We start from the raw sequence: 25,639 nt of genomic DNA, 5'->3' as shown, positions 1-25,639 counted from the left end.
GATAATCGGGGGATGACTCAAACGACAGATTGGCTCAAGGTCGAAAGCATCGAGCTTGAAGCGCAGGGCGTGGCGCACAACGCCGAAGGCAAGGTGGTGTTCATCGACGGCGCCTTGCCGGGCGAGATCGTCAAGGCGCAGATCGCGCGCCGCAAGAACAACTGGGAGCAGGGCCAGCTCACCGAGATCAAGAAGGAAAGCCCGCTGCGCGTGACGCCGGGCTGCCCGCACTTCGGCCTGCACGCGGGTGCCTGCGGCGGCTGCAAGATGCAGCACCTGCAGGCCGGCGCGCAGGTGGCCGTGAAGCAGCGCGTCGTGGAAGACCAGCTGTGGCACCTCGGCAAGGTCAAGCCCGAGGTGCTGCTGCGGCCCATCGAAGGGCCGACCTGGGGCTACCGCTACCGCGCGCGCTTCTCGGTGCGTTATGTGCAGAAGAAGGGCGTCGTGCTGATCGGCTTCCACGAGCGCAAGAGCCGTTACGTGGCCGACATGCAGGTCTGCAAGGTCGTGCCCAAGGTGGTCAGCGACCTGCTGATGCCGCTGCGCGAGCTCATCGCCAGCATGGCCGAGCGCGACCGGCTGCCGCAGATCGAGCTGGCGATGGGCGACGAGGTCATCGCGCTGGTGCTGCGCCACCTGAACCCGCTGCCGGACGGCGACATCGCGCTGCTGCGCGCGTTCGCCGCCCGGCACGGCGTGCAGTGGTGGCTGCAGCCCAAGGGGCCGGACACGGTCAAGCTGCTGGACGAAGGCGGCCCGCAGCTGGCCTACCGGCTGCCCGAGTTCGGCGTGACGATGCCGTTCAAGCCGACCGACTTCACGCAGGTCAACCCGCACATCAACGCGGCGCTGGTGGGCCGCGCGCTGCGGCTGTTGGCGGTGCAGAAGGACGACCGCGTCATCGACTGGTTCTGCGGCCTGGGCAACTTCACGCTGCCGCTGGCCACGCAGGCGCGCGAGGTGCTGGGCATCGAGGGCAGCGAGACGCTGGTGCAGCGTTCGCGCGAGAACGCGGCCGCCAACGGCCTGGCGCACAAGACCAGCTTCGTCGCCCGCAACCTGTTCGAGATGACGCCGGCGCTGCTGGCGCTGGACGGCACGGCCGACCGCTGGCTCATCGACCCGCCGCGCGAGGGCGCATTCGCGCTGGCCAAGGCGGTGGCCGACATCGCGCAGGATCCGTCGCTGGCGCCGGGCTGGACGGCGCCCAAGCGCATCGTCTACGTCAGCTGCAACCCGGCGACGCTGGCGCGCGACGCTGGGCTGCTGGTCAATGTGGCGGGCTACCGCTGCACGGCGGCCAGCGCGGTGAACATGTTCCCGCACACGGCCCACGTGGAAAGCATTGCGGTCTTCGACCGCGTTTCAGTCGACTGATTAGTAAACAAATGGCCAGCTGAAGCCGTGGTGCGCGGCTTCTTGAGGTTCTCCTGGGGACAACCCGGGCGCGTTGCGCCGGGAAATGGGAAAGAATGAATAAACAAAGAAGTTTGTTTAGTTCATTCCTGCCGGAGGCCGGGTGCGATGTCCGCCCGGTCCCGGTGCCATCACCCCTCAGGAGACAAGAGGCTGGCCATGTTGAGAACCCATCTTCCGCGCCTGTTCGGCGCCGTCTGCCTGGCGCTCGGCCTGGCGTCCACTGCGCTGGCGCAGGGCGTGAGCCTGCCGGCCCAGGCGCTCAAGCGCGGCGTCAATGTGCTGGGCTATGACCCGATCTGGAAGGAGCCCGCCAAGGCGCGCTTCCAGATGCGGCATCTGCAGGCCATCCGCGACGGTGGCTTCGATCACGTGCGGGTGAACCTGCATGCCTTCGAGCACATGGACGCCGCGGGCCAGTTGCCGGCGAGCTGGTTCAAGCAACTCGACGAGGTGCTGGCCGCGTCGCTGGACGCCGGTCTGCAGGTCATCATCGACCAGCACAACTTCATGGACTGCGCCAAGTCCATCGACACCTGCCGCAGCAAGCTCAAGGCTTTCTGGCGCCAGGTGGCGCCGCGCTACAAGGACGCGCCGGACGGCGTGCTCTTCGAGATCCTGAACGAGCCCAACGGCGCGGCCGATCCGCTCTGGAACGACATCCTGGCCGAGAACCTGCAGATCATCCGCGAGACCAACCCGAAGCGGCGGGTCGTCGTGGGCCCGAAGTTCTGGAACTCGATGGATCACCTGGACAGCCTGAAGCTGCCCGAGGCCGACCGCAATCTGGTGGTGACCTTCCACTACTACTCGCCATTCCCGTTCACGCACCAGGGGGCGCACTGGGTGGAGGAGTTCAAGAACACCTCGGGCATCACGTGGGGCACGGCCGCCGAGCGCGAGCAGATCGGGAAGGATTTCGACAAGGTCAAGGCCTGGGCGCAGAGGCATGGCCGGCCCATCCTGCTGGGCGAGTTCGGCGCGCTGGAGACCGGGGCGCTTGCGCAGCGCGTGGCGTGGACGTCAACCGTCGCTCGCGCGGCGGAGGCGCGCGGCTTCGGCTGGAGCTACTGGCAGTTCGACTCCGACTTCATCGTATGGGACATGAAGGCGGACGGCTGGGTCAAGCCCATCCTGAACGCGCTGGTGCCGTCGCCCGGCGCCCCGGTGGCCGCGGCAGCACCCGCCGCCGGGCGCAGCGGCGACCCGGCGCTGGACCACCTCATCAACGTCAACAAGGTCAGCGCCTGGTCGGTGTACGGGGACGGGCAGTCCACGCAGCAGGTGGCCTGCGAGGCCTCGGGCAAGACCTGCCTGCGTGTGGCCTTGCAGGGCAAGCGTGCCAACCCGTGGGACATCGGCGCCATGGCGCCCATCACCGGTGACATCCGCAAGGGCGACAAGCTGCAGGTGCTGCTGTGGGCGCGGCTGGACATGGACGACGCCAAGGCCCAGGTCACCGTGCCGGTGTCGCTGCAGCTCAACACGGCGCCGTACACCGCCGTGGTGTCGGGCTCGGCGGTGCTGACGAACAAGCTGGAGCCGGTCGTGCTGACCGGCACGTCCCAGGTGGATCAGCCGGCCGGCAGCGTGGCGCTGTCGGTGCAGATCGGGCAGGTCGGCCAGTCCCTCTGGCTCAGCGCGCCGTTCGTGCTGCGCAACTTCGTGCCGGCCAAGTAGGGGCGGGGTCGTCGCTCACGCCGCGTGCCCTGGTCACGTCGGCGCAGCGGCGATGACATCCGGATGAGCAAATGAAAAAGGCGGCCCGCGGGCCGCCTTGTCGTTGGTGGCGAGGGCGCGTCAGTCGCGGTCGCCGCCGAAGATGCCAAGCAGCGACAGCAGGCTCTGGAACACGTTGTAGATGTCCAGGTAGATGGCCAGCGTGGCGCTGATGTAGTTGGTCTCGCCGCCGTCGATGACGCGCTTGATGTCGTACAGCATGAAGGCCGAGAAGATGCCCAGCGACAGCACCAGCATCGTCAGCAGCAGGGCCGAGGACTGCAGGAAGATGTTGGCGATGCCCGCGATCATCAGGATGACGGCGCCGACCACCAGGAACTTGCCCATGGACGACAGGTCGCGCTTGATGACGGTGGCGAGGCTGGCCATCGTGAAGAACACGGCCGCGGTGCCGCCGAAGGCGGTCATCACCAGCGACGTGCCGTTCTTGAAGCCCAGCACGTGGCCCACCAGGCGCGACAGCATCAGGCCCATGAAGAAGGTGAAGGCCAGCAGCGCGGCGACGCCGGCGGCGCTGTCCTTGGTCTTCTCGATGACGAACATCAGGCCGAACGCGCCAGCGAAGAAGATGATGGCGCTCATGCCGGCGCCCATCGTCCTGAACATGCCGGTGGACACGCCGATCCAGGCGCCCAGCACGGTCGGCACGAGGGACAGGGCCAGCAGCCAGTAGGTGTTGCGCAGCACGCGCTGACGGTCGGCGGCCAGGCCCGGGGCGGCGTAGCCGTATTGGGTTTGCAGGCTTTCGTTCATGTGAATCCTCCGAGGGACGAATGGGAAACCGCGGGCATTCTAGGGCGGTGTTGACGGGCTACATTGGGGGCTGTCCCTGGGAAATCAAGACCATGAAACAGCAAGCCCAACTCGAACTCTCCGACGTCAAGCGCATCGCCGCCGCCGCCGAGGCCCATGCCCTGGAAAAGGGCTGGGCAGTCTCCATCGCCATCGTCGATGCCGGCGGCCATCTGCTGTGGCTGCAGCGGCTGGACGGCGCCTCGCCCAGTTCTGCCATGTTCGCGCCGGCCAAGGCGCACACATCGGCGCTGGGGCGCCGCGAGTCCAAGGTCTACGAGGACATGATCAACGGCGGCCGCGTGTCCTTCCTCAGCGTGCCCGGCATGTACGGCACGCTGGAGGGCGGCGTGCCCATCCTGGTCGACGGGCAGGTCATCGGTGCGGTGGGTGTCAGCGGAGTCAAGTCCAGCGAGGACGCGGAGATTGCCAAGGCCGGCATCGCGGCACTTTGAGGCGTCACGAAGCCGTCGCGGAGCGGTCACGAAGCCTCCGTACTTACCCGCGTCGGCTATACTCGATGGGTTTACCTGAACCCTGCGCTGCCCGGCGGAAACCTGTAAGGTTTCTAGAAAACCTACCCCTCGGTTTCTACAAGTTGACCTGTCGCCCGACGGGTTGATGCTGGGCACGCGATCCACTTGCGGAGACCCTTTGTGCTGACCGACCTGCTCCATCCCCCTCAAGCAATCCTGGCTCTGGCGGATGGGACGGTGTTCCGAGGCCAGTCGATCGGCGCGACCGGCAAGACGGTCGGCGAAGTCGTGTTCAACACCTCGCTGACCGGCTACCAGGAAATCCTGACCGATCCCAGCTACTGCCGCCAGATCGTCACGCTGACGTATCCGCACATCGGCAGCTACGGCATCAGCGAGGAAGACGTCGAGGCCGGCAAGGTCTTCGCCGCCGGCCTGGTCATCAAGGACCTGCCGATCCGCGCGTCCAACTTCCGTTCGGGCAAGACGCTGGACGCCTACCTGCGTGAGCAGGGCACGGTCGCCATCGCCGGCCTGGACACGCGCCGCCTGACGCGCGTGCTGCGCACCAAGGGCGCCCAGAACGGCTGCATCCTGGCGCTGCCCGCGGGCCAGGCGCTGACGCAGGCGGACATCGACGAAGCCGTGGCCCAGGCCAAGTCCGCGCCGTCGATGGCCGGGCTGGATCTCGCCAAGGTCGTCAGCCGCGCCGAGCGCGAGACCTGGACGCAAACCGAGTGGAAGCTCGGCAGCGGCTACGGCACGCAAGCGGATCCGAAGTTCCACGTCGTCGCCTATGACTTCGGCGTCAAGCTCAACATCCTGCGCATGCTGGCCGAGCGCGGCTGCAAGGTCACCATCGTGCCCGCGCAGACGCCCGCCGCCGACGTGCTGGCGCTGAACCCGAACGGCGTCTTCCTGTCCAACGGCCCCGGCGACCCGGAGCCCTGCGACTACGCCATCAAGGCGACCGCCGAACTGATCGAGTCCGGCATCCCCGTCTTCGGCATCTGCCTGGGTCACCAGATCCTGGCGCTGGCCTCGGGTGCCAAGACCTTCAAGATGAAGTTCGGCCACCATGGCGCCAACCATCCGGTGAAGGACCTGGACAGCGGCCGCGTCGGCATCACCAGCCAGAACCACGGCTTCGCGGTCGACCCCGACACGCTGCCGGCCCATCTGCGTGCCACGCACATCAGCCTGTTCGACGGCACGCTGCAGGGCATCGCCCGCACCGACAAGCCGGCCTTCAGCTTCCAGGGGCACCCGGAAGCCAGCCCCGGGCCGCACGACATCGCCTACCTGTTCGACCGCTTCATTGGCCTGATGAGCAAGGCCTGATCGGGAGCCTCGCATGTTCGGCATCACCGACCTCGGCACCTTCCTCGCAGCAGCGATCTTCATCATCCTGCTGCCGGGGCCCAACTCGCTGTACGTGCTGTCCGTTGCGGCGCAGCGCGGCGTGCGCGCGGGCTACACGGCCGCGTGCGGCGTGTTCGTCGGCGACACGGTGCTGATGACGGCCGCCGCGGCCGGGGGCGCCTCGCTGCTGATGGCCAGCCCGCAGATCTTCTTCGTCGTGAAGATGGTCGGCGCGGCCTACCTCGGCTGGCTCGGCCTCCAGTTGCTGCGCGGTGGCGTGAAAAGCTGGCGCGGTGAAGCGCAGGCCGCCGAGGCGCCGCGCGCCGTCGACGCCAACCAGCCGTTCAAGAAGGCGCTGGTCGTCAGCCTGCTGAACCCCAAGGCCATCGCCTTCCTGCTGTCGTTCTTCATCCAGTTCGTCGATCCGGCCTACCCGCATCCCGCGCTGACCTTCCTGATCCTGGGTTCCATCATCCAGGTGCTGAGCTTTGTCTATCTCTCGACGCTGATCTTTGCCGGTGCCCGCCTTGCGGCGGCGTTCCGCGCGCGGCGTCGCCTCTCGGGCGCCGCGAATGCCGGCGTCGGAGCCCTCTTCGTTGGATTCGGGGCCAAGCTGGCCACGGCCACCCTCTAAAAAGTTCCAAGAGCGCAGACCGCCATGCCGAAACGTACAGACCTCAAGAGCATCCTCATCATCGGCGCCGGCCCGATCATCATCGGCCAGGCCTGCGAGTTCGACTACTCCGGCGCCCAGGCCTGCAAGGCGCTGCGCGAGGAGGGCTACAAGGTCATCCTCGTCAACAGCAACCCGGCGACGATCATGACGGACCCGGACACGGCCGACGTCACCTACATCGAGCCCATCACCTGGCAGGTCGTCGAGAAGATCATCGCCAAGGAGCGGCCTGATGCGGTGCTGCCGACGATGGGCGGCCAGACCGCGCTGAACTGCGCGCTGGACCTGCACAAGCATGGCGTGCTGGCCAAGTACAACGTCGAGATGATCGGCGCCAACGAGGTCGCCATCGAGAAGGCCGAGGACCGCCTGAAGTTCAAGGACGCGATGACCAAGATCGGCCTGGGCTCGGCCAAGTCGGGCATCGCGCACACGCTGGAAGAGGCGTGGGCGGTGCAGAAGCAGATCCACGCCGAGATCGGCGGCAGCGGTTTCCCGATGGTCATCCGCCCCAGCTTCACGCTGGGCGGCACGGGCGGCGGCATCGCCTACAACCCGGAAGAGTTCGAGACCATCTGCAAGCGCGGCATCGACCTCTCGCCGACAAACGAGCTGCTCATCGAGGAGAGCCTGATCGGCTGGAAGGAATACGAGATGGAAGTCGTCCGCGACAAGGCGGACAACTGCATCATCGTCTGCTCCATCGAGAACCTGGACCCGATGGGCATCCACACCGGTGACTCCATCACCGTGGCGCCGAGCCAGACGCTGTCCGACAAGGAATACCAGCTGCTGCGCAACGCATCGCTGGCCGTGCTGCGCGAGATCGGCGTGGACACCGGCGGCTCCAACGTGCAGTTCTCCATCAACCCGAAGGACGGCCGCATGGTCGTCATCGAGATGAACCCGCGCGTGTCGCGGTCCTCGGCGCTGGCCTCCAAGGCCACCGGCTTCCCGATCGCCAAGGTCGCCGCCAAGCTGGCCGTGGGCTACACGCTGGACGAGCTGAAGAACGACATCACCGGCGGCGCCACGCCGGCCTCGTTCGAGCCCAGCATCGACTACGTCGTCACGAAGATCCCGCGCTTCGCGTTCGAGAAGTTCCCGATGGCCGACTCGCGCCTGACGACGCAGATGAAGTCCGTTGGCGAAGTGATGGCCATGGGCCGCACCTTCCAGGAGTCCTTCCAGAAGGCGCTGCGCGGCCTGGAGACCGGCATCGACGGCCTGACCGAACGCTCGACCGACCGTGAAGAGATCGTGCAGGAGATCGGCGAAGCCGGCCCCGAGCGCATCCTGTTCCTGGCCGACGCGTTCCGCATCGGCATGACGCTGGACGAGGTCTACGAAGAGACCGCGGTGGACCCGTGGTTCCTCGCGCAGATCGAGCAGCTCGTGCAGATCGAGGGCGAGCTGAAGGGCCGCAGCCTCGAGTCCATCAGCGAGGCCGAGCTGCGCCTGCTGAAGACCAAGGGCTTCTCGGACAAGCGCCTGGCCAAGCTGCTGGGCACGAACCAGCACGCCGTGCGCGAGCGCCGTGTGGCGCTGAACGTGCGCCCGGTCTACAAGCGTGTGGACACCTGCGCCGCCGAATTCTCCACGCAGACGGCCTACATGTACTCGACGTACGAAGGCGCGGACGCCGAGTGCGAGGCCAACCCGACGGACAAGAAGAAGATCATGGTGCTGGGCGGTGGCCCGAACCGCATCGGCCAGGGCATCGAGTTCGACTACTGCTGCGTGCACGCCGCGCTCGCGATGCGCGAGGACGGCTACGAGACGCTGATGGTCAACTGCAACCCCGAGACCGTCTCGACCGACTACGACACGTCCGACCGCCTGTACTTCGAGCCCGTCACGCTGGAAGACGTGCTGGAGATCGTCGACAAGGAAAAGCCGGTCGGCGTCATCGTGCAGTACGGCGGCCAGACGCCGTTGAAGCTGGCGCTGGACCTGGAGCGCGCCGGCGTGCCCATCATCGGCACGACGCCCGATTCCATCGACATCGCCGAGGACCGCGAGCGCTTCCAGAAGCTGCTGCACGAGCTGGGCCTGAAGCAGCCGCCCAACCGCACCGCACGCACCGAAGAGCAGGCCGTCACGCTGGCCAACGAGATCGGCTACCCGCTGGTCGTGCGCCCCAGCTACGTGCTGGGCGGCCGCGCGATGGAAATCGTGCACGGCGACAAGGATCTCGAGCGCTACATGCGCGAGGCCGTGCGCGTGTCCGAGAAGTCGCCGGTGCTGCTGGACCACTTCCTGCAGGACGCCGTCGAGGTTGACGTGGACTGCATCAGCGACGGCGTCGACACGATGATCGGCGGCATCATGGAGCACATCGAGGCGGCCGGCATCCACTCCGGTGACTCGGCCTGCTCGCTGCCCCCGTACACGCTGGCCGCCGACGTGCAGGACGAACTGCGCCGCCAGACCGCGGCGATGGCGATGGCGCTGAAGGTCGTCGGCCTGATGAACGTGCAGTTCGCGATCCAGGGCGACGTCGCCAAGGGTCTGGCCCACTGCACGATCTACGTGCTGGAAGTGAACCCGCGCGCCTCGCGCACGGTGCCCTACGTCAGCAAGGCCACCGGCCAGCAGCTCGCCAAGATCGCCGCCCGCTGCATGGCCGGCCAGAAGATCGCCGACCAGCGCGACCGCAAGGGCCGCGTGCCGGCCGAGGTCGTGCCGCCGTACTTCAGCGTCAAGGAAGCCGTCTTCCCGTTCAACAAGTTTCCGGGCGTGGACCCCATCCTCAGCCCCGAGATGCGTTCGACCGGCGAGGTGATGGGCGCCGCCCGCACCTTCGGCGAAGCCATGCTGAAGAGCCAGATCGGTGCCGGTTCGCGCCTGCCGCGCTCGGGCAACGTGCTGATCACCGTGAAGAACAGCGACAAGGCCCGCGCCGTCGCCATCGCCAAGGACCTGCACGCGCTGGGCTTCGGCATCGTCGCCACCAAGGGCACGGCGGCGGCCATCGCGGACGCCGGCGTGCCGGTCAAGCTGATCAACAAGATCAAGGACGGCCGCCCGCATATCGTCGACGCGCTCAAGGGTGGCGACATCCAGCTCGTCTTCACGACGGTGGACGAGACCCGCACGGCCATCGCCGACAGCCGTTACATCCGCCAGGCCGCGCTGGCCAACCGCGTCACCTACTACACGACGATGGCCGGCTGCGAAGCCGCCGTGGAAGGCATGAAGCACCAGGACGGCCTGCTCGTGCAATCCCTGCAAGAGCTGCACGCCGAACTCGCCTAAACTCCGCGTCCATTGATTCCGCCGCCGCCGTCCGGGCCCTCCGGATCGCAGCGGCGGTCTCTTTTTTGCCTGACCCAGATAGAGCTATGAGCACCATCCCCCTGACCAAGCGCGGCGCCGAGGCGCTGAAGGAAGAGCTGCACCGCCTGAAGACCGTGGAGCGCCCCGCCGTCATCCTGGCGATTGCCGAAGCGCGTGCGCAGGGCGACCTGAGCGAAAACGCCGAGTACGACGCCGCCAAGGACAAGCAGGGCTTCATCGAAGGCCGCATCCTGGAAGTCGAGGGCAAGTTGTCCGTCGCGCAGATCATTGATCCGTCCACGCTGGATGCCGGCGGCCGCGTGGTCTTTGGCGCCACGGTGGACCTGGAAGACGAGGACAGCGGCAACGCCGTGACCTACCAGATCACCGGCGACGATGAGGCCGACATCAAGCAGGGCCGCATCTCCATCGGTTCGCCCATCGCCCGTGCGCTGATCGGCAAGGAGGCTGGCGACACGGCCGAGGTGCAGGCCCCGGGCGGCGTGCGCCGCTACGAGATCATCGAAGTCCGCTACGTCTGATGCTTGTCAGGCTGCAGGCCCTGCTGGCCGCCCTCTGGGGCGGCTTTTTGCTTTGCATCGCCTTCGTAGCCACGCCCGCCGCGTTCGCCGTGCTGGAGCGCGCGCAGGCCGGCGCCTACGTGGCGCGCGTGTTTTCGGTGGAAGCGCAGGTCAGCCTGGCGCTGGGCCTGGTGTTGATGATGATCGAGCGGCGCATCGCGCGCGACGCCGAAGAGGCGGGCGCGGTCAGCAGCCAGTTCTCGGCCCGGCTGCTGCTGCCGGTCGTTGCGCTGTTCTGCACCATCGCCGGCTACTACGGCCTGCAGCCGCTGATGGCGGACGCGAAGGCTGGTGCAGGCGTCGCGTCGTTCGGCGCGCTGCACGGCGCCTCGCTGGTGTTCTTCGGCGTGAAGGGCCTGGCGGTGCTGGCCCTCGCGTGGGTCAGTCAGCGACGTTCTTCTTGACGCTGGTCATGCGCCGCTTGGCGCGCTTGATCTCGCCACCCTGCGCCACGCGCTCGTTGCCCAGCACCTTGAGCTTGGCCACCTGGGGACGGCCGTTGCCGTTCTTGGAGAACTTGACGATCTTGACGACGCGCGGGCCGGGGCGGGCATCGGTGCGTTCGACCGCCGCCTTTTCCGGAATCGGCCGCCACAGCACCAGCAGCTTGCCGATGTGCTGGATGGGCGCTGCGTTCAGCTCGTCGCAGAGTTGCACGAACATCGCTTCGCGGGCCGCGCGGTCGTCGCCCAGCACCCGCACCTTGATCAGGCCATGGGCCTTCAGCGCGGCGTCGGTTTCCTTCACGACGGCAGGGGTGAGGCCGTCGCCGCCGATCATCACGACCGGGTCGAGATGGTGGGCGTCGGCGCGCTTGTCCTTGCGCTGGGCGGGTGTCAGATTGATTTGAGGCATCACCGTATTATCCCGTAGGCATGAAAACGCAGACAAAAAGCAAGAAGCTCAACAAGGCGTGGTTGAACAACCATGTCACCGATCCCTACGTCCAGCAGGCGCAGAAGGACGGCTATCGCTCGCGTGCGGCCTACAAGCTGAAGGAAATCGACGAGGAGCTCAAGCTGATCCGCCCGGGCCAGGTCGTCGTGGACCTGGGCGCCACGCCGGGCGCCTGGAGCCAGTACCTGCGGCGCAAGTTCGCGCCCACGGAAGCAGGGCGGGGCGGGGCGGCGGTGGGCCAGCTCAACGGCACCATCATCGCGCTGGACCTGCTGGACTTCGAGCCCATCGAGGGCGTGCAGTTCATCCAGGGCGATTTCCAGGAAGACGCGGTACTGGCCCAGCTCGAAGAGGCGCTGGCCGGCAAGCCGGTGGATGTCGTCGTGTCGGACATGGCGCCCAACCTGTCGGGCATCGCCGTGACGGATTCCGCGCGCATCTCGCTGCTCATCGAGCTGGCCGTCGATTTCTCCGACAAACACCTGAAGCCCGAAGGGGCTCTGGTGGCCAAGGTCTTCCACGGCAGCGGCTACAACGAGCTCGTACAGCTGTTCCGTGCCCACTTCAAGACGGTCAAGGTGGTGAAGCCCAAGGCCTCGCGGGAACGCTCTTCCGAGACATTCTTGGTCGGCATCGGATTGAAAAACCGGTGATTACAGGGCTTGCCCCCTTGCCGCCCCTAAAATCGCCCCCACTGTCCTGAAACCCGCGCTGGGCCATCAGGGCCAAGGAGTCGCAGTGAACAATCAATGGTTTTCTAAGTTCGCCGTCTGGATCGTGATCGCGCTGGTGCTGTTCACGGTCGTGAAGCAGTTCGGCGGCACCACGGCACCCGGTAAGCAAGTCACGTATTCCGAGTTCCTGGATCTCGTGCAGGCGCGCCGCATCAAGTCGGTCACGCTGCCTGACGGCTTTGCCGGTGACGTCACCGCCGAGGACACGGACGGCAACAAGCTGCGCACGCTGGCCACGGCCAAGGATCAGGGCCTTGTTGGCGACCTGATCAAGAACGGCGTGAGGTTCGACGTCAAGCCTCGCGAAGAGCAGGGCTTCCTCGTCAGCATGCTGATCAACTGGACGCCGATGCTGCTGCTGATCGGCGTCTGGGTCTATTTCATGCGCCAGATGCAGGGCGGTGGCAAGGGCGGGGCGTTCAGCTTTGGCAAGTCCAAGGCTCGCATGCTGGACGAGGCCAACAACTCCATCACCTTTGCCGACGTCGCCGGTTGCGACGAGGCCAAGGAAGAAGTGAAGGAGCTGGTCGACTTCCTGAAGGACCCGCAGAAATTCCAGAAGCTCGGCGGCCGCATCCCCCGTGGCGTGCTGATGGTGGGCCCTCCGGGCACTGGCAAGACGCTGCTGGCCAAGTCCATCGCCGGCGAGGCCAAGGTGCCGTTCTTCACGATCTCGGGTTCCGACTTCGTTGAGATGTTCGTCGGCGTCGGCGCGGCCCGCGTGCGCGACATGTTCGAGCAGGCCAAGAAGAGCGCGCCCTGCATCATCTTCATCGATGAAATCGACGCCGTCGGCCGCCACCGTGGCGCCGGCCTGGGCGGCGGCAACGACGAGCGCGAGCAGACGCTGAACCAGATGCTGGTCGAGATGGACGGCTTCGAGACCAACCTCGGCGTCATCGTCATCGCGGCCACCAATCGCCCGGACATCCTGGACCCTGCACTGCTGCGCCCGGGCCGCTTCGACCGCCAGGTCTACGTGACGCTGCCGGACATCCGCGGCCGCGAGCAGATCCTGAACGTGCACATGCGCAAGGTGCCCATCGGTCAGGACGTCAACGCGTCCATCCTGGCCCGCGGCACGCCCGGCATGAGCGGCGCCGACCTGGCCAACCTCGTCAACGAGGCCGCGCTGTTCGCCGCCCGCCGCAACGGTCGTCTCGTGGAAATGATCGACTTCGAGCGCGCCAAGGACAAGCTCTACATGGGCCCCGAGCGCAAGAGCATGGTCATGACCGAGGACGAGAAGAAGGCCACGGCCTATCACGAGTCCGGCCACGCCGTCGTCGCCGAGCTGCTGCCCGGCACCGACCCGGTCCACAAGGTCACCATCATGCCGCGCGGCCGTGCGCTGGGCGTGACGTGGCAGCTGCCGGAGCGTGACCAGCACAGCCTGTACTTCAAGCAGATGCTCAACAGCATCAGCATCATGTTCGGTGGCCGCATTGCCGAGGACCTGTTCGTCCACGACATCTCCACTGGCGCGTCCAACGACTACGAGCGCGCCACCCGCATGGCCCGCGACATGGTCACGCGCTACGGCATGAGCGAGGCGCTGGGCCCGATGGTCTACGCCGAGAACGAGGGCGAAGTCTTCCTCGGCCGCAGCATGACCAAGACGGCCAACATCAGCGAGAGCACGCAGCAGAAGGTCGACAGCGAGATCCGCCGCATCCTCGACGAGCAGTACGCCGTGGCGCAGAAGATCCTCGAGGACAACCGCGACAAGGTCGAGGTCATGACCGCCGCGCTGATGAAGTGGGAAACCATCGACCGCGACCAGATCCTGGACATCATGGCTGGCCGCCCGCCGCGTGAGCCGGGTGGCGGCTCGCCGCTGGCCAGCAACGGCCCGAGCGGCGGCACCCCGCCGGTCAGCACCGACGGCGCCCCGGCCGCGGCCTGATCCTCCCGACACGACGGGCCCGGCTTTCACCGGGCCCGTTTTTCATTGGCGAACAAGAACATGCACTGGCAGACCCGCCGTTTCCGCATCGACCTGGCCCGCCCCCGGGTCATGGGCATCGTCAACGTGACGCCCGATTCCTTCTCCGACGGCGGCCGGCATGACGACAGCCGCGCGGCCATCGCGCATTGCGAGCGGCTCGTCGCCGAAGGGGCCGACATCCTCGACCTCGGCGGCGAGTCCACGCGGCCCGGTGCGCCCAGGGTCGATGCCGACAGCGAGTGGGCGCGCATCGCGCCGGTGCTGGCGGCGGCCGTCACGCTGGGGGTGCCGGTCTCCGTCGACACCTACAAGCCGGAGGTCATGCGCCGCGCGCTGGACGCGGGTGCCGACATCGTCAACGACGTGCAGGCGCTGCAGTTGCCCGGAGCGCTGGCGGCGGTCGCCGGCAGCGGTGCGGGCGTGTGCCTGATGCACATGCGTGGCGAGCCGGCGTCGATGATGGAGCTGGCGGTCTATGGTGACGTCGTGGCCGAGGTGGGCGCGTTTCTCGCGCAGCGTGCCAGGGCTGCACATGAGGCCGGCATCCCGGCCGACGCCATTGCGCTGGACCCGGGCTACGGTTTTGCCAAGTCCGCCGAGCACAACCTGAGCCTGCTGGCCGGGCAGCGCGGCCTGGCTGAACTGGGCTACCCGCTGCTGGTCGGCTGGTCGCGCAAGCGTACGCTGGGAGACATCACCGGCAAACCCGTCGACCAGCGTCTGCCGGCGAGCCTCGCGGCCGCGCTGAGGGCTGTCAGCGCCGGTGCGCAAATCGTCCGTGTGCACGATGTTGCCGCCACGGTTGACGCCATCAAGGTGTGGGCCGCCGTCGATGCGGCGAAAATCTCCCCCACTGCATCCAAGGGAATCGCTCAATGAGCCGCAAGTATTTCGGGACTGATGGCATTCGAGGCACGGTCGGTCAGTCCCCCATCACGCCAGACTTCATGCTGCGCCTGGGCCATGCCGTCGGCCGCGTGCTGCGCAAGACGAGCAACCGCCCGACGGTGTTGATCGGCAAGGACACGCGGATTTCCGGCTACATGCTGGAGTCGGCGCTGGAAGCCGGTTTCGCGTCCGCCGGGGTCAACGTACTGCTGACGGGCCCGCTGCCGACGCCCGGCGTGGCCTACCTGACCCGCGCGCTGCGCCTGGACCTGGGCGTCGTCATCAGCGCCTCGCACAACGCCTTCCAGGACAACGGCATCAAGTTCTTCTCGGCCAAGGGCGAGAAGCTGCCCGACGCGTGGGAGCTGGCCGTCGAGGCCGCGCTGGACGAAGAGCCGCAGTGGGTGGACTCCGCCAGCCTGGGCCGCGCCAAGCGCCTGGAAGACGCGCGTGGCCGCTACATCGAGTTCTGCAAGAACAGCTTCGGCTCCGACCTGACGCTGAAGGGCCTGAAGATCGTCGTCGACGCGGCCAATGGCGCGGCCTATCACGTCGCGCCGGACGTCTTCCATGAGCTGGGCGCCGAGGTCGTTTCCATTGGCTGCAAGCCCGATGGCTTCAACATCAACGCCGGCTTCGGCGCGACGTCGCCGGGCGCGCTGGTCGAAGCCGTCAAGGCCCACGGCGCCGACTACGGCGTGGCGCTGGACGGCGACGCCGACCGGCTGCAGCTGGTGGACGGCAGCGGCCGCCTCTACAACGGCGACGAGCTGCTTTACGCGATGGTGTCGGACCGCCTGGCCCAGGGCCAGCGCGTGCCCGGCGCCGTCGGCACGCTGATGACCAACATGGCGGTCGAGCTGGCGCTGCGCTCGCGCGACGTCGAGTTCGTGCGCGCCAAGGTCGGCGACCGCTACGTGCTGGAGGAACTGGCCGCGCGCGGCTGGCAGCTGGGCGGCGAGGGCTCCGGCCACCTGCTGGCGCTGGACAAGCACACCACGGGTGACGGCATCGTCAGCGCGCTGCTGGTGCTGCAGTCCGTCTGCCGCAGCGGCCGCAGCCTGGCGGAGCAGTTGCAGGGCGTGGATCTGTTCCCGCAGACCCTGCTCAACGTGCGCCTGCAACCGGGCCAGGACTGGAAGAGCAGCACGCGGCTGGCCGAGGAGCAGTCCGCCGTCACGGCCGAGCTGGGCAACAAGGGCCGCATCCTGATCCGCGCCTCGGGCACGGAGCCGCTGTTGCGCATCATGGTCGAGGCGTCCGACGCCGGCGTGTCGCAGCGCTGCGCGCAGCGGCTGGTGGACGCCGTGTCTGCTTGAGCGCATCGCGCCACGACAAAAAGGCCGCCTTCGAGGCGGCCTTTTGCGTTGTCGGGCGAGGCCTTACTTCTTCGCCGGGATCAGCACGCGGTCGACGACGTGGGCCACGCCATTCGTCGCGACGATGTCGGCCTGCTGCACGACGGCGTCGTCCACCGTCACGAAGCTGCCGGCCTTGGCCAGCGCCAGGGTGCTGCCCTGGCGGCTCTTGGCGGTGCCGGGCTTGACGTCGGCGGCGGCGACACGGCCGTCGATGACGTGGTTGCTCAGCACGGCCTTGAGCTGGGCGCGGTCGGCAGCCAGGGCTTCCATCGTCTTGGCCGGCACGGCCTTGAAGGCCTCATCGCTGGGCACGAAGACGGTCATCGGGCCGGCCGCGCGCAGTTCCTCGGCCAGGCCGGACTGGGCGGCCAGGCGGTTGAAGGTGCTGAGCTGCGGATCGCGCGCCAGCGTGTCGGCCAGCGGCGCCGGGGCGGGCGTGGTGGCGCAGGCGGACAGCAGGGCTGCGGCGGCCAGGGCGATCAGGGTCGTGGTTCGGGTCATCGGAAGCTCCGTCGGGGCTGGAATGGGTCGAGCGGCACTCTAGGAGCCCAATATGACCGTCACATGAACTCAAAATGACAGTGTCATAAAGAGCCGCCATGGGCTTCACACGGGCATCGCATCACGCTCCAATCGCCGGATGGATGACATGGCGGTCACCGAATCGTCACATTCCGTCCCTAGGATGCAGGGCATCGTCAAAACCGCTGTGCGGAAGGTGTCTCAGATGAAGTTTGTCCAGGTCAGCAAGTCGCTCGCGCTCGTCGTGGGCTTGGTCGGCACCCAAGCGGTCTTCGCCCAGGACGTGACCGGCGCCGGCGCCACCTTCCCGGCGCCCATCTACGCCAAGTGGGCCGACGCCTACAACAAGGCCACCGGCGCCCGCATCAACTATCAGTCCGTCGGCTCCGGCGCCGGCATCCGCCAGATCAAGGCCAAGACGGTGGACTTCGGTGCTTCCGACATGCCGCTGAAAGACGAAGAGCTGGCCAAGGACGGCCTGGTGCAGTTCCCCACCGTCATCGGTGGCGTCGTGCCGGTCATCAACGTCAAGGGCATCACGCCTGGCCAGCTGAAGCTGACGGGTGCCGTGCTGGCCGACATCTACCTCGGCAAGGTCACGAAGTGGAACGACGCGGCCATCACCGCGCTGAACCCTGGTGTGGCGCTGCCTGACGCGGCCATCGCGCCGGTCGCCCGCGCCGACGGCTCCGGCACCACCTTCATCTTCACGAACTACCTGTCCAAGGTCAGCGAAGACTGGAAGAGCAAGGTCGGCGAAGGCACGACGGTCAAGTGGCTGGCCGGCACGGCCGGCAAGGGCAACGAGGGCGTCGCCGCCTTCGTGCAGCGTCTGCCTAACTCCATCGGCTACGTCGAGTACGCCTATGTGAAGCAGAACAAGATGACCTACGTCCAGCTGAAGAACAAGGACGGCCAGTGGGTCAACCCGAGCGACGACGCCTTCAAGGCCGCCGCGGCCGGCGCCGACTGGAACAAGACCTTCTACCAGATCACGACCGACCAGCCCGGCAAGACCGCCTGGCCGTTGACCAACCCGACGTACATCCTCATGTACAAGTCGCAGGACAAGGCCGCGCAAGCCAGCGCCGCGCTGAAGTTCTTTGACTGGGCCTACGGCAACGGCGACAAGATGGCCGACGACCTCGACTACGTGCCGCTGCCCGCCAGCGTGAAGGACCTGGTGCGCAAGCAGTGGGCCGACCAGATCAAGGACAGCGCCGGCAAGCCCGTCGCCTTTAAGTGATCCCAGGGCGCTGAGCCAGGCCCGGCGAATGCCGGGCTTTGGCGTGTCCACAGCGCCCGTTTTGTCTGACCCCACCCGCAGGAGGTTCCTTGGCAGCCATCCTTCCAGCCGGCGACGCCGGCCTCAACCGAAGAAGCGAACCGCAGACCGCGCCGATGAGCCCTCAACCCCAGCGCCGCCGCGTCGCCCCGTGGGCCGACACCCTGTTTGCCGCGCTCTCCCAGGGTGCTGCCTGGCTGACGCTGCTGCTGATGGTCGGCATCATCGGCTCGCTCATCATCGGCGCCACGCCGGCGCTCAAGGCCTTCGGCCTGGGCTTCCTGACCAGCGCGGAATGGGACCCGGTGCAGGAGAAGTTCGGCGGCCTGGTGATGATCTACGGCACGCTGGCCAGCTCGTTCATCGCGCTGATCATTGCCGTGCCGGTCAGCTTCGGCATCGCCATCTTCCTGACCGAGCTGTCGCCCAGCTGGCTGAAGCGCCCGCTGGGCATCGCCATCGAGCTGCTGGCGGCCGTGCCCTCCATCGTCTACGGCATGTGGGGCCTGCTGGTGTTCGGCCCCATCCTGGCCACCTTCGTGCAGCAGCCGCTGCAGGCCGTGTTCACGGGCGTGCCCTTCATCGGCGCGCTGTTCTCCGGCCCGCCGGTGGGCATCGGCATCCTGTCGGCCGGCATCATCCTGGCGATCATGATCATTCCCTTCATCGCGTCGGTGATGCGTGACGTCTTCGAGGTCACGCCGCCCATGCTGAAGGAGTCCGCCTACGGCCTGGGCGCGACGACCTGGGAGGTCGTCTCCCGCGTCGTGCTGCCCTACACCAAGACCGGCGTCGTGGGCGGCATCATGCTGGGCTTGGGGCGCGCTTTAGGCGAGACGATGGCGGTCACCTTCGTCATCGGCAACATGAACCAGCTGAACTCGCTGTCCGTCTTCGAGGCGGCCAACAGCATCACGTCCACGCTGGCCAACGAATTCGCCGAAGCCGGCGAGGGCCTGCACCAGGCGTCGCTGATGTACCTCGGCCTCGTGCTGTTCCTCATCACCTTCGTCGTGCTGTCCATCTCCAAGCTGCTGCTGCTGCGCCTGAAGAAGAACGAAGGAGCACGTTCATGAGCTCTACCCTCGACGCTCGCCGCCTGGCGATGCACAAGAAGCGCAAGCGCACCAACGCGATCGCGCTGGCCCTGTCGCTGGGCGCCATGGCCTTCGGTGTGTTCTGGCTGATCTGGATCCTGTTCGAGACCATCTACCTCGGCATTGGCGGCCTGAACCTGGCCACCTTCACGCAGATGACGCCGCCGCCGCAAGGCGAGGGCGGTGGCCTGGCGAACGCCATCTTCGGCAGCTTCGTCATGGTTGGCCTGGCCACGCTGGTGGGCACGCCCGTGGGCATCATGGCCGGCGTGTATCTCGCCGAGTACGGCCAGAAGAACTGGCTGGGCGCGGCGGTGCGCTTCATCAACGACATCCTGCTGTCGGCGCCGTCCATCGTCGTGGGCCTGTTCGTCTACGCGGTCGTCGTCGCCAAGCTGAAGAGCTTCTCCGGCATGGCGGGCTCGCTGGCGCTGGCGCTGCTGGTCATCCCGGTCGTCATCCGCACGACCGAGAACATGCTGGCGCTGGTGCCCAACGCGCTGCGCGAAGCCGCCTACGCACTGGGCACGCCGAAGTGGAAGGTCATCCTGTCCATCACGCTGAAGGCGGCCCGCGCCGGCGTCATCACCGGCATCCTGCTGGCGCTGGCCCGCGTGTCCGGCGAGACCGCACCGCTGCTGTTCACCGCGCTGTCCAACCAGTTCTGGACCAGTGACCTCGGCGCCCCGATGGCCAGCCTGCCGGTCACCATCTTCAAGTTCGCGATGAGCCCCTACGAGAACTGGCAGAAGCTGGCCTGGGCCGGCGTCTTCCTGATCACCGTGGGTGTGCTGCTGCTGAACATCCTCGCCCGCGTGCTCTTCAAGAACAAACATTAAGGAATCAACCATGGACGCCAAGATCGAAACGCCCGTGGGGGAGCGCGCCAAGCTGTCGGTGCGCAACCTGAACTTCTTCTACGGCGGCTTCCACGCGCTGAAGAACATCAACCTGGACATTCCCGAGAAGAAGGTCACCGCCTTCATCGGCCCGTCGGGCTGCGGCAAGTCCACGCTGCTGCGCACGCTGAACCGCATGTTCGAGCTCTACCCCGAGCAGCGCGCCGAAGGCGAGATCCTGCTGGACGGCGAGAACATCCTGCAGAGCAAGGACGACGTCTCGCTGATCCGCGCCAAGGTCGGCATGGTCTTCCAGAAGCCCACGCCGTTCCCCATGTCCATCTACGACAACATCGCGTTCGGCGTGAAGCTGTTCGAGACGCTGCCGCGCGTGGAGATGGACGAGCGCGTCGAGTGGGCGCTGAAGAAGGCGGCGCTCTGGACCGAAGTGAAGGACAAGCTCAACCAGAGCGGCGCCGGCCTCTCCGGCGGCCAGCAGCAGCGCCTGTGCATCGCCCGCGGCATCGCCATCAAGCCTGAAGTCCTGCTGCTGGACGAACCCTGCTCGGCGCTGGACCCGATCTCCACCGGCAAGATCGAGGAGCTCATCCACGAGCTCAAGAGCGACTACACCGTCGCCATCGTGACGCACAACATGCAGCAGGCCGCGCGCTGCTCCGACTACACGGCCTACATGTACCTGGGTGACCTGATCGAGTTCGGCCCGACGGCCGAGCTGTTCATGAAGCCCAAGCGCAAGGACACCGAGGACTACATCACCGGCCGCTTCGGCTGATACGGGAGCCAAGAATGGTCGACAAACATCTCTCCACCCAGTTCGACGCCGAGCTCAGCGGCATCTCCACCCGCGTGCTCGAAATGGGCGGCCTCGTCGAGGCCCAGGTCGCGCAGGCCGTGCAGGCGCTGGGCGATTTCAGCGCCGAATCCGCCGACGAAGTGCTGTCCCGCGAAGGCCGCGTGAACTCGATGGAAATCGAGATCGATCGCGATCTCTCCACCATCATTGCCCGCCGCCAGCCCACGGCCCGCGACCTGCGCCTGCTGATCGCGATCAGCAAGAGCATCGCCAACCTCGAGCGCGTCGGCGACGAAGCCGCACGCATCGCCCGCACGGTGCAGCGCCTGGTGTCGGGCGGCGTCTCCAGCCGCCTGCGCGTGCCGATGTCCGACCTGGCCTACGAGGCCGAGCTGGCCACAGCCCAGCTGCGCAAGGCGCTGGACGCCTTTGCCCGCCTGGACGTTGAGCGCGCGCTGGACGTGCTCAAGCACGACGACGAGATCGACAAGGAGTTCGACGGTCTGCTGCGCAAGCTCATCACCTACATGATGGAAGACCCGCGCACCATCTCGTCGTCCATCGACCTGGTGTTCGTCGCCAAGGCCATCGAGCGCGTGGGCGACCACGCCAAGAACCTGGCCGAAGTCGTCATCTACGTCGTCAAGGGCCAGGACGTCCGTCACAACACGCCCGAGGCTGTTGAGACCATGGTCCGTTGAAGGGAGCGAACGAATGAGTCGAATCCTTGTGGTGGAAGACGAATCGGCGATTGCCGAGCTGATCTCCATCAACCTGCGCCACGCTGGCTTCGAGGTCACCATCGCCGGCAGCGCCACGCAGGCGCAGTACGAGGTGGACCGTGTGCTGCCCGACCTCGTCGTGCTGGACTGGATGCTGCCCGGCCAGTCGGGCGTGGCACTGGCCCGCCAGTGGCGCGGCGCCGCCCGCACCAAGGAGCTGCCCGTCATCATGCTGACGGCGCGCGCCGAGGAGGGCGACAAGATCGCCGGCCTGGACGCTGGTGCCGACGACTACGTCACCAAGCCGTTCTCCACCAACGAACTGCTGGCCCGCATCCGCGCCGTGCTGCGCCGCAAGGCGCCCGAGGCGCTGGACAGCGCGGTCGAGGTGGGCCCGCTGCTGCTGGACCCGGGCACGCGCCGCGTCAGCCGCGACGGCACCGAGGTCAAGCTGGGCCCGACCGAGTTCCGCCTGCTGCATTTCCTCATGACGCACCCCGAGCGTGTGCACAGCCGCTCGCAGCTGCTGGACCGCGTCTGGGGCGACCACGTCTTCATCGAGGAGCGCACCATCGACGTCCACGTCAAGCGGCTGCGCGAGGCGCTGGAGCGCGTGCAGTGCGCCCGCATGATCGAGACCGTGCGCGGCGCGGGCTACCGACTCACCCAGCAGAGCAGCGCGCTGTCCGCTTGAGCTTCACCCGCCGTACATGACCTGGTTGTTGCCGCGATTGTTGATGGCCCTGGTGGCCGCGCTGCTGGGTTTCGCCATCGGCGTCGCGGTCCGCAAGGCCACCGGCGTCGACAGCCTGGGCCTGGGCGTTGGCGTCGTCAGCGGCGTCGTGCTGATGATGCTGGTGGACGCCGTCCGCGGCCACCGGCTGCTGAGCTGGCTGCGCGGCAACCAGTTCGAGAACGCACCGCGCGACACGGGGCTGTGGGGCGAGGTGGGCTACCGCATCGAGCGCGCCGTGCGCGACCGCGACCGCGCCGTCACGCGCGGGCAGCTGGAGCTGGAGCAGTTCCTGTCCGCCATCGAGGCCTCGCCCAACGGCGTGCTGATGCTGGACGCACAGGAGCAGATCGTCTGGTGCAACCGCGTCGCGGCCGACCATTTCTCGCTGGACCCGCAGCGTGACCTGCGCCAGCGCATCACCAACCTCGTGCGCGCGCCGGCCTTCGTCGCCCACCTGCAGGCCGGCCGCTATGCCGAGCCGTTGGTGCTGGGCAACGGCCGCGGCCCCGGCACGCTGTCCATCGTCGTGCGCGAGTACGGCGAGGGCATGCGGCTGGTGCTGTCGCTGGACATCACCGAGCGGTTGCGCAACGAGGCCATGCGGCGCGACTTCGTCGCCAACGTGTCGCACGAGATCCGCACGCCGCTGACCGTGCTGTCCGGCTTCATCGAGACCATGCATTCGCTGCCGCTCACCCCGGTGGAGCGCGAGCGCGTGCTGGTGCTGATGACGCAGCAGACCCAGCGCATGCAGACGCTGGTGGCCGACCTGCTGGCGCTGTCGCAGCTGGAAGGCAGCCCGCGGCCGGCGCCCGACCGCTGGGTGGGCCTGGACGGCCTGCTGCAACGCATCGCGGCCGATGCCGAGGCGCTGTCCGCCGGCCGGCATGGCCTGCGCCTCAAGCCGGCGACGAACGTCGAACTGGCGGGTATCGAGAGCGAACTGCTCAGCGCCATCGCCAACCTCGTCACCAACGCCGTGCGCTACACGCCCGACGGCGGCGAGGTGGAGGTGACTTGGCGGCTGCTGGAAGACGCCAGCGGCGAGCTGGCCGTCGTCGACACGGGCCCGGGCATCGCGCGCGAGCACATTCCGCGCCTGACCGAGCGCTTCTACCGCGTGGACGGCAGCCGCTCGCGCGAGACCGGCGGCACCGGGCTGGGGCTGTCCATCGTCAAGCACGTCATGCAGCGCCATGGCGGCGAGCTGATGGTGCAGAGCGAGGTCGGCAAGGGCTCGCGCTTCCGCCTGGTCTTCCCGGCGGCGCGCGTGCGCCAGGCCAGCGATTCCGCGCTGGGCGACGAGGCGGCGTTCAACGCCGCACTGTCAGAGCACTGACCGCAGCGCTGCGCCTCACTCGCGCCGCAGGCCCGAATCAATCGCGCTTCAGCAGCACCAGCCCCGCGCTGCCGCTGCGGTCCGTCGGGCGCTTCACCTGCGCCACGGCCAACCAGCCCTGGGGCACGGCCTGGCCGGCGGCGATGACAGCATGGCTGCAGGCCGTGCGTGCCAGCGAGGCGCGCCCCTCCACCCGCCAGCCGCCGTGCCATTCCAGCGCGGCCAGCGTCGGCAGGCCCTGGCCCGGTGCGGCCAGGCAGGTGGCGTCGGCCGGCATGCGGGCCTTCAGCCGCGCCACCAGCGGCGCCAGGCTGCGGGCGTAGTCCAGCGGCGGCAGCAGCAGGCTCATCACCAGCAGCCAACCCAGCGCGACGCCGCCGGCCGGCAGCGCCAGGCTCTTCCACAGCGCGTGGCGGTGGCGGGCCGTGCGCCAGCGCACCAGCGCCAGCCAGGCGACCGTGGCCGCCAGCGCGAACAGCAACGCCAGCACGCTGAAGCGCGGCTCGAAGCCCTCGGCCAGCCGGCGCAGGTTGGCCAGCGGCCGGGCCGGCCAGCCGGTGTGCATGGACAGGTAGTACAGCCAGAAGAACAGCGCCGCCGCGCTGAAGAAGAACACCGAGAACCAGTCCACCGCAGCCGCGAAGCCGCGGCTCAGCGTCGGCAGCGCGAACGCTGCCAGGATGGCCAGCGACGGCAGCGCCAGCAGCAGCGCGCGCTCGGAGCCGTTCATCGTGATGCAGGCCAGCAGCGGCACCAGCAGCGCGATGGCCGGCACCGTGATGTGACGGCGCAGGCCGTGGCGGCGCCAGCGCCACAGCGTCCACAGCGCCAGCGGCCCGGCCGGCCAGCAGAACCAGGCCAGCAGGCTGAGCAGCGACGCGACGTCGGTGTCCGGCCGCATGCGCCAGGCCCAGCCGTTGAACGCCCAGGCGGCCAGCACGGTCAGCGTCAGCGCGGCCAGCAGCCACACGCGCTGGCGCTTGGCCTCTTCGTAGCTGGAGCGGTGGTTCAGCAGCAGCCCCAGCAGGCCCAGGGCGCAGGCCACCGTCGGCGCGTCGCTGGCGGCCAGCACGGGCAGTGCGGTCAGCACAGCCACGCGAGACTGCCAGCGGCGGAACGGCGCCGCCGCCAGCCCGTAGAGATAGACCGATACCGCCAGCAACTGCAGCAGCTCCGGCGACGTCTCGTGTCCCAGTTGCAGCAGGCCCAGCGACGCCATCAGCGCCAGCAGCGCGCCGTCGGCCAGCGCGCGGGCGTAGTCCACCGCCTGCGCCTCGCCGCCGAAGGCGAACGCCACCGGCTGGGCCGCGTCGGTGCGCGCCAGGTGGAAGCAGGCGTACCAGACCGCGACGAACACGCCCGCCAGCACCAGCGCGTAGGGCAGCCGGGCGGCCGTGGGCGCGTCCAGGAAGGGCAGGGCCTTGATTGCCAGCGCACCCAGCCAGTAGGGCAGCGGGCCCCCCTCGGCGGGAATGCCCGCGATGGCCGGCTGCCACCAGGGGGCATGGCCCTGCGCGATGCTGGCCATGAAGCCGAACGCCGTCAGGTCCGCATTGCGCCACGGCTCGCGGCCGAAGATGCCGGGCAGCAGGTAGGCCGCGCACAGCAGCATCAGCGCCAGCCGCGGCAGGCGCTCGACGCCGCGCTCGGCAACGATGGCGGGGGTGGGAAGGTTCACTCGTGCAGCTTCAATCGGATCGGCCGGCGGCATGATGCCGCAGAAATGACAAAGGGCAGCCAAAGCTGCCCTTGCGTCCTGAAGCGGTGCAGGCACCGCGTCGACGGATTACTTCTTGAGGTGCGCGAACTTGTTGCGGAACTTCTCGACGCGGCCGCCCAGGCTGTCCACGCTCTTCTGCGTGCCCGTGTAGAAGGGGTGCGTTTCGCTGGTGGTTTCCAGCTTCACCAGCGGCATGGTCTTGCCGTCGAGTTCGATGGTTTCCTTGGTCTGGACGGTCGAGCGCGTCACGAACTGGAAGCCATTGGACAGGTCGACGAAGACGACGTCGCGGTAGTTGGGGTGAATGCCTTCTTTCATGGGAACCTCTTGGCTTAGGTCGGGAGCCACGTCGACCGACATCGGTGGACGCACTTTCCGGGGTGTCAGGGCGGAAAACCGGCGATTGTAGCCG

The 25,639-nt window shown here is 67.7% G+C and carries 24 protein-coding genes; 19 read left to right on the top strand and 5 right to left on the bottom strand.

Annotated features, from left to right (window positions below; all coding sequences use genetic code 11):
* The first annotated feature begins 12 nt into the window (after window positions 1–12).
* Both rlmD and AC1Q7O_RS07065 read left to right on the top strand, forming a co-directional pair.
* Window positions 13–1,377, top strand: coding sequence for a 23S rRNA (uracil(1939)-C(5))-methyltransferase RlmD (rlmD, locus tag AC1Q7O_RS07070; protein ID WP_492659825.1), 1,365 nt, complete (start codon window positions 13–15; stop codon window positions 1,375–1,377).
* A gap of 198 nt (window positions 1,378–1,575) precedes the next feature.
* Entirely contained in the window at window positions 1,576–3,096 is a 1,521-nt protein-coding gene (locus tag AC1Q7O_RS07065; protein WP_492659826.1) for a glycoside hydrolase family 5 protein, read from the top strand.
* Between the two features lie 120 nt (window positions 3,097–3,216).
* Here AC1Q7O_RS07065 and AC1Q7O_RS07060 read toward each other — a convergent pair whose 3' ends face one another.
* A complete protein-coding gene (locus AC1Q7O_RS07060) occupies window positions 3,217–3,909 on the bottom strand; it encodes a Bax inhibitor-1/YccA family protein (RefSeq protein WP_492659827.1) in 693 nt (230 codons plus the stop codon).
* Between the two features lie 92 nt (window positions 3,910–4,001).
* On the opposite strand from AC1Q7O_RS07060, the gene AC1Q7O_RS07055 reads away from it, so the two are divergent.
* The 6 genes from AC1Q7O_RS07055 (at window position 4,002) to AC1Q7O_RS07030 (ending at window position 10,726) form a co-directional block, all read left to right on the top strand.
* Entirely contained in the window at window positions 4,002–4,403 is a 402-nt protein-coding gene (locus tag AC1Q7O_RS07055) for a GlcG/HbpS family heme-binding protein (protein WP_492659828.1), read from the top strand.
* 201 nt (window positions 4,404–4,604) lie between these two features.
* Window positions 4,605–5,765, top strand: a complete 1,161-nt coding sequence (gene carA, locus AC1Q7O_RS07050; protein WP_492659857.1) for a glutamine-hydrolyzing carbamoyl-phosphate synthase small subunit — start codon at window positions 4,605–4,607, stop codon at window positions 5,763–5,765.
* A gap of 13 nt (window positions 5,766–5,778) precedes the next feature.
* A complete protein-coding gene (leuE, locus tag AC1Q7O_RS07045; RefSeq protein ID WP_492659829.1) occupies window positions 5,779–6,420 on the top strand; it encodes a leucine efflux protein LeuE in 642 nt (213 codons plus the stop codon).
* Window positions 6,421–6,444: 24 nt separating this feature from the next.
* Complete coding sequence (gene carB / locus AC1Q7O_RS07040; protein ID WP_492659830.1) at window positions 6,445–9,720, top strand: carbamoyl-phosphate synthase large subunit; 3,276 nt, start codon at window positions 6,445–6,447, stop codon at window positions 9,718–9,720.
* 86 nt (window positions 9,721–9,806) lie between these two features.
* Window positions 9,807–10,283 (top strand): transcription elongation factor GreA, encoded by a 477-nt coding sequence (greA, locus tag AC1Q7O_RS07035; protein WP_492659831.1) that lies wholly within the window; start codon window positions 9,807–9,809, stop codon window positions 10,281–10,283.
* A complete protein-coding gene (locus tag AC1Q7O_RS07030; protein ID WP_492659832.1) occupies window positions 10,283–10,726 on the top strand; it encodes a DUF4149 domain-containing protein in 444 nt (147 codons plus the stop codon). Before greA ends, AC1Q7O_RS07030 begins: the two co-directional genes overlap by 1 nt.
* On the opposite strand, the gene AC1Q7O_RS07025 is transcribed toward AC1Q7O_RS07030, so the two are convergent.
* Window positions 10,704–11,177: a YhbY family RNA-binding protein gene (locus AC1Q7O_RS07025; RefSeq protein WP_492659833.1), complete on the bottom strand. Its 474-nt coding sequence runs from the start codon at window positions 11,175–11,177 to the stop codon at window positions 10,704–10,706. The two genes, AC1Q7O_RS07030 and AC1Q7O_RS07025, sit on opposite strands and share 23 nt — an antisense overlap.
* A 20-nt stretch (window positions 11,178–11,197) precedes the next feature.
* On the opposite strand from AC1Q7O_RS07025, the gene AC1Q7O_RS07020 reads away from it, so the two are divergent.
* From AC1Q7O_RS07020 to glmM, 4 genes are all read left to right on the top strand, one after another.
* Window positions 11,198–11,872: an RlmE family RNA methyltransferase gene (locus AC1Q7O_RS07020; RefSeq protein WP_492659834.1), complete on the top strand. Its 675-nt coding sequence runs from the start codon at window positions 11,198–11,200 to the stop codon at window positions 11,870–11,872.
* A gap of 85 nt (window positions 11,873–11,957) precedes the next feature.
* The gene (ftsH, locus tag AC1Q7O_RS07015) at window positions 11,958–13,859 is read left to right on the top strand and encodes an ATP-dependent zinc metalloprotease FtsH (RefSeq protein ID WP_492659835.1); all 1,902 of its coding nucleotides are present in this window, start codon (window positions 11,958–11,960) and stop codon (window positions 13,857–13,859) included.
* 60 nt (window positions 13,860–13,919) lie between these two features.
* The gene (gene folP, locus AC1Q7O_RS07010; RefSeq protein ID WP_492659836.1) at window positions 13,920–14,780 is read left to right on the top strand and encodes a dihydropteroate synthase; all 861 of its coding nucleotides are present in this window, start codon (window positions 13,920–13,922) and stop codon (window positions 14,778–14,780) included.
* Window positions 14,777–16,108, top strand: a complete 1,332-nt coding sequence (gene glmM, locus AC1Q7O_RS07005) for a phosphoglucosamine mutase (RefSeq protein ID WP_492659837.1) — start codon at window positions 14,777–14,779, stop codon at window positions 16,106–16,108. Before folP ends, glmM begins: the two co-directional genes overlap by 4 nt.
* A 63-nt stretch (window positions 16,109–16,171) precedes the next feature.
* Here the strand turns inward: glmM and AC1Q7O_RS07000 are convergent, their stop codons facing one another.
* A complete protein-coding gene (locus AC1Q7O_RS07000; protein ID WP_492659838.1) occupies window positions 16,172–16,651 on the bottom strand; it encodes a fasciclin domain-containing protein in 480 nt (159 codons plus the stop codon).
* A 226-nt stretch (window positions 16,652–16,877) separates the two neighbouring features.
* Here AC1Q7O_RS07000 and pstS point away from each other — a divergent pair, with 226 nt between their 5' ends.
* From pstS to phoR, 7 genes are all read left to right on the top strand, one after another.
* The gene (gene pstS, locus AC1Q7O_RS06995; protein WP_492659839.1) at window positions 16,878–17,918 is read left to right on the top strand and encodes a phosphate ABC transporter substrate-binding protein PstS; all 1,041 of its coding nucleotides are present in this window, start codon (window positions 16,878–16,880) and stop codon (window positions 17,916–17,918) included.
* Window positions 17,919–18,073: 155 nt separating this feature from the next.
* Complete coding sequence (gene pstC, locus AC1Q7O_RS06990) at window positions 18,074–19,033, top strand: phosphate ABC transporter permease PstC (protein ID WP_492659840.1); 960 nt, start codon at window positions 18,074–18,076, stop codon at window positions 19,031–19,033.
* Window positions 19,030–19,893 (top strand): phosphate ABC transporter permease PstA, encoded by an 864-nt coding sequence (pstA, locus tag AC1Q7O_RS06985; protein WP_492659841.1) that lies wholly within the window; start codon window positions 19,030–19,032, stop codon window positions 19,891–19,893. The genes pstC and pstA overlap by 4 nt, the downstream gene beginning before the upstream one ends.
* A gap of 10 nt (window positions 19,894–19,903) precedes the next feature.
* Window positions 19,904–20,689, top strand: a complete 786-nt coding sequence (gene pstB / locus AC1Q7O_RS06980) for a phosphate ABC transporter ATP-binding protein PstB (protein WP_492659842.1) — start codon at window positions 19,904–19,906, stop codon at window positions 20,687–20,689.
* Window positions 20,690–20,703: 14 nt separating this feature from the next.
* On the top strand, window positions 20,704–21,411 hold the full coding sequence (gene phoU, locus AC1Q7O_RS06975) for a phosphate signaling complex protein PhoU (protein ID WP_394511325.1): 708 nt from the start codon (window positions 20,704–20,706) through the stop codon (window positions 21,409–21,411).
* A 13-nt stretch (window positions 21,412–21,424) separates the two neighbouring features.
* Window positions 21,425–22,126 carry a phosphate regulon transcriptional regulator PhoB gene (gene phoB, locus AC1Q7O_RS06970; RefSeq protein WP_394511326.1) on the top strand — a complete coding sequence of 234 codons (702 nt, stop codon included), beginning with the start codon at window positions 21,425–21,427 and terminating at the stop codon, window positions 22,124–22,126.
* A 16-nt stretch (window positions 22,127–22,142) separates the two neighbouring features.
* Window positions 22,143–23,507 (top strand): phosphate regulon sensor histidine kinase PhoR, encoded by a 1,365-nt coding sequence (gene phoR / locus AC1Q7O_RS06965; protein WP_492659843.1) that lies wholly within the window; start codon window positions 22,143–22,145, stop codon window positions 23,505–23,507.
* A gap of 37 nt (window positions 23,508–23,544) precedes the next feature.
* Here phoR and AC1Q7O_RS06960 read toward each other — a convergent pair whose 3' ends face one another.
* Window positions 23,545–25,185, bottom strand: coding sequence for a hypothetical protein (locus tag AC1Q7O_RS06960; RefSeq protein ID WP_492659844.1), 1,641 nt, complete (start codon window positions 25,183–25,185; stop codon window positions 23,545–23,547).
* 108 nt (window positions 25,186–25,293) lie between these two features.
* Window positions 25,294–25,545, bottom strand: a complete 252-nt coding sequence (locus tag AC1Q7O_RS06955) for a type B 50S ribosomal protein L31 (RefSeq protein ID WP_492659845.1) — start codon at window positions 25,543–25,545, stop codon at window positions 25,294–25,296.
* Window positions 25,546–25,639: the final 94 nt, after the last annotated feature.

Source organism: Roseateles sp. GW823-FHT07B05 (genome assembly GCF_058794515.1).
The sequence above is the reverse complement of the archived record's forward strand: the minus strand, read 5'-3'. Positions and strand labels throughout refer to the sequence as shown.

Coding starts and splice junctions, on each gene's coding strand:
- rlmD (WP_492659825.1), top strand. CDS start 13: ATGACTCAAACGACAGATTGGCTCAAGGTCGAAAGCATCGAGCTTGAA.
- AC1Q7O_RS07065 (WP_492659826.1), top strand. CDS start 1,576: ATGTTGAGAACCCATCTTCCGCGCCTGTTCGGCGCCGTCTGCCTGGCG.
- AC1Q7O_RS07060 (WP_492659827.1), bottom strand. CDS start 3,909: ATGAACGAAAGCCTGCAAACCCAATACGGCTACGCCGCCCCGGGCCTG.
- AC1Q7O_RS07055 (WP_492659828.1), top strand. CDS start 4,002: ATGAAACAGCAAGCCCAACTCGAACTCTCCGACGTCAAGCGCATCGCC.
- leuE (WP_492659829.1), top strand. CDS start 5,779: ATGTTCGGCATCACCGACCTCGGCACCTTCCTCGCAGCAGCGATCTTC.
- carB (WP_492659830.1), top strand. CDS start 6,445: ATGCCGAAACGTACAGACCTCAAGAGCATCCTCATCATCGGCGCCGGC.
- greA (WP_492659831.1), top strand. CDS start 9,807: ATGAGCACCATCCCCCTGACCAAGCGCGGCGCCGAGGCGCTGAAGGAA.
- AC1Q7O_RS07030 (WP_492659832.1), top strand. CDS start 10,283: ATGCTTGTCAGGCTGCAGGCCCTGCTGGCCGCCCTCTGGGGCGGCTTT.
- AC1Q7O_RS07025 (WP_492659833.1), bottom strand. CDS start 11,177: ATGCCTCAAATCAATCTGACACCCGCCCAGCGCAAGGACAAGCGCGCC.
- AC1Q7O_RS07020 (WP_492659834.1), top strand. CDS start 11,198: ATGAAAACGCAGACAAAAAGCAAGAAGCTCAACAAGGCGTGGTTGAAC.
- folP (WP_492659836.1), top strand. CDS start 13,920: ATGCACTGGCAGACCCGCCGTTTCCGCATCGACCTGGCCCGCCCCCGG.
- glmM (WP_492659837.1), top strand. CDS start 14,777: ATGAGCCGCAAGTATTTCGGGACTGATGGCATTCGAGGCACGGTCGGT.
- AC1Q7O_RS07000 (WP_492659838.1), bottom strand. CDS start 16,651: ATGACCCGAACCACGACCCTGATCGCCCTGGCCGCCGCAGCCCTGCTG.
- pstS (WP_492659839.1), top strand. CDS start 16,878: ATGAAGTTTGTCCAGGTCAGCAAGTCGCTCGCGCTCGTCGTGGGCTTG.
- pstC (WP_492659840.1), top strand. CDS start 18,074: ATGAGCCCTCAACCCCAGCGCCGCCGCGTCGCCCCGTGGGCCGACACC.
- pstA (WP_492659841.1), top strand. CDS start 19,030: ATGAGCTCTACCCTCGACGCTCGCCGCCTGGCGATGCACAAGAAGCGC.
- pstB (WP_492659842.1), top strand. CDS start 19,904: ATGGACGCCAAGATCGAAACGCCCGTGGGGGAGCGCGCCAAGCTGTCG.
- phoU (WP_394511325.1), top strand. CDS start 20,704: ATGGTCGACAAACATCTCTCCACCCAGTTCGACGCCGAGCTCAGCGGC.
- phoB (WP_394511326.1), top strand. CDS start 21,425: ATGAGTCGAATCCTTGTGGTGGAAGACGAATCGGCGATTGCCGAGCTG.
- phoR (WP_492659843.1), top strand. CDS start 22,143: ATGACCTGGTTGTTGCCGCGATTGTTGATGGCCCTGGTGGCCGCGCTG.
- AC1Q7O_RS06955 (WP_492659845.1), bottom strand. CDS start 25,545: ATGAAAGAAGGCATTCACCCCAACTACCGCGACGTCGTCTTCGTCGAC.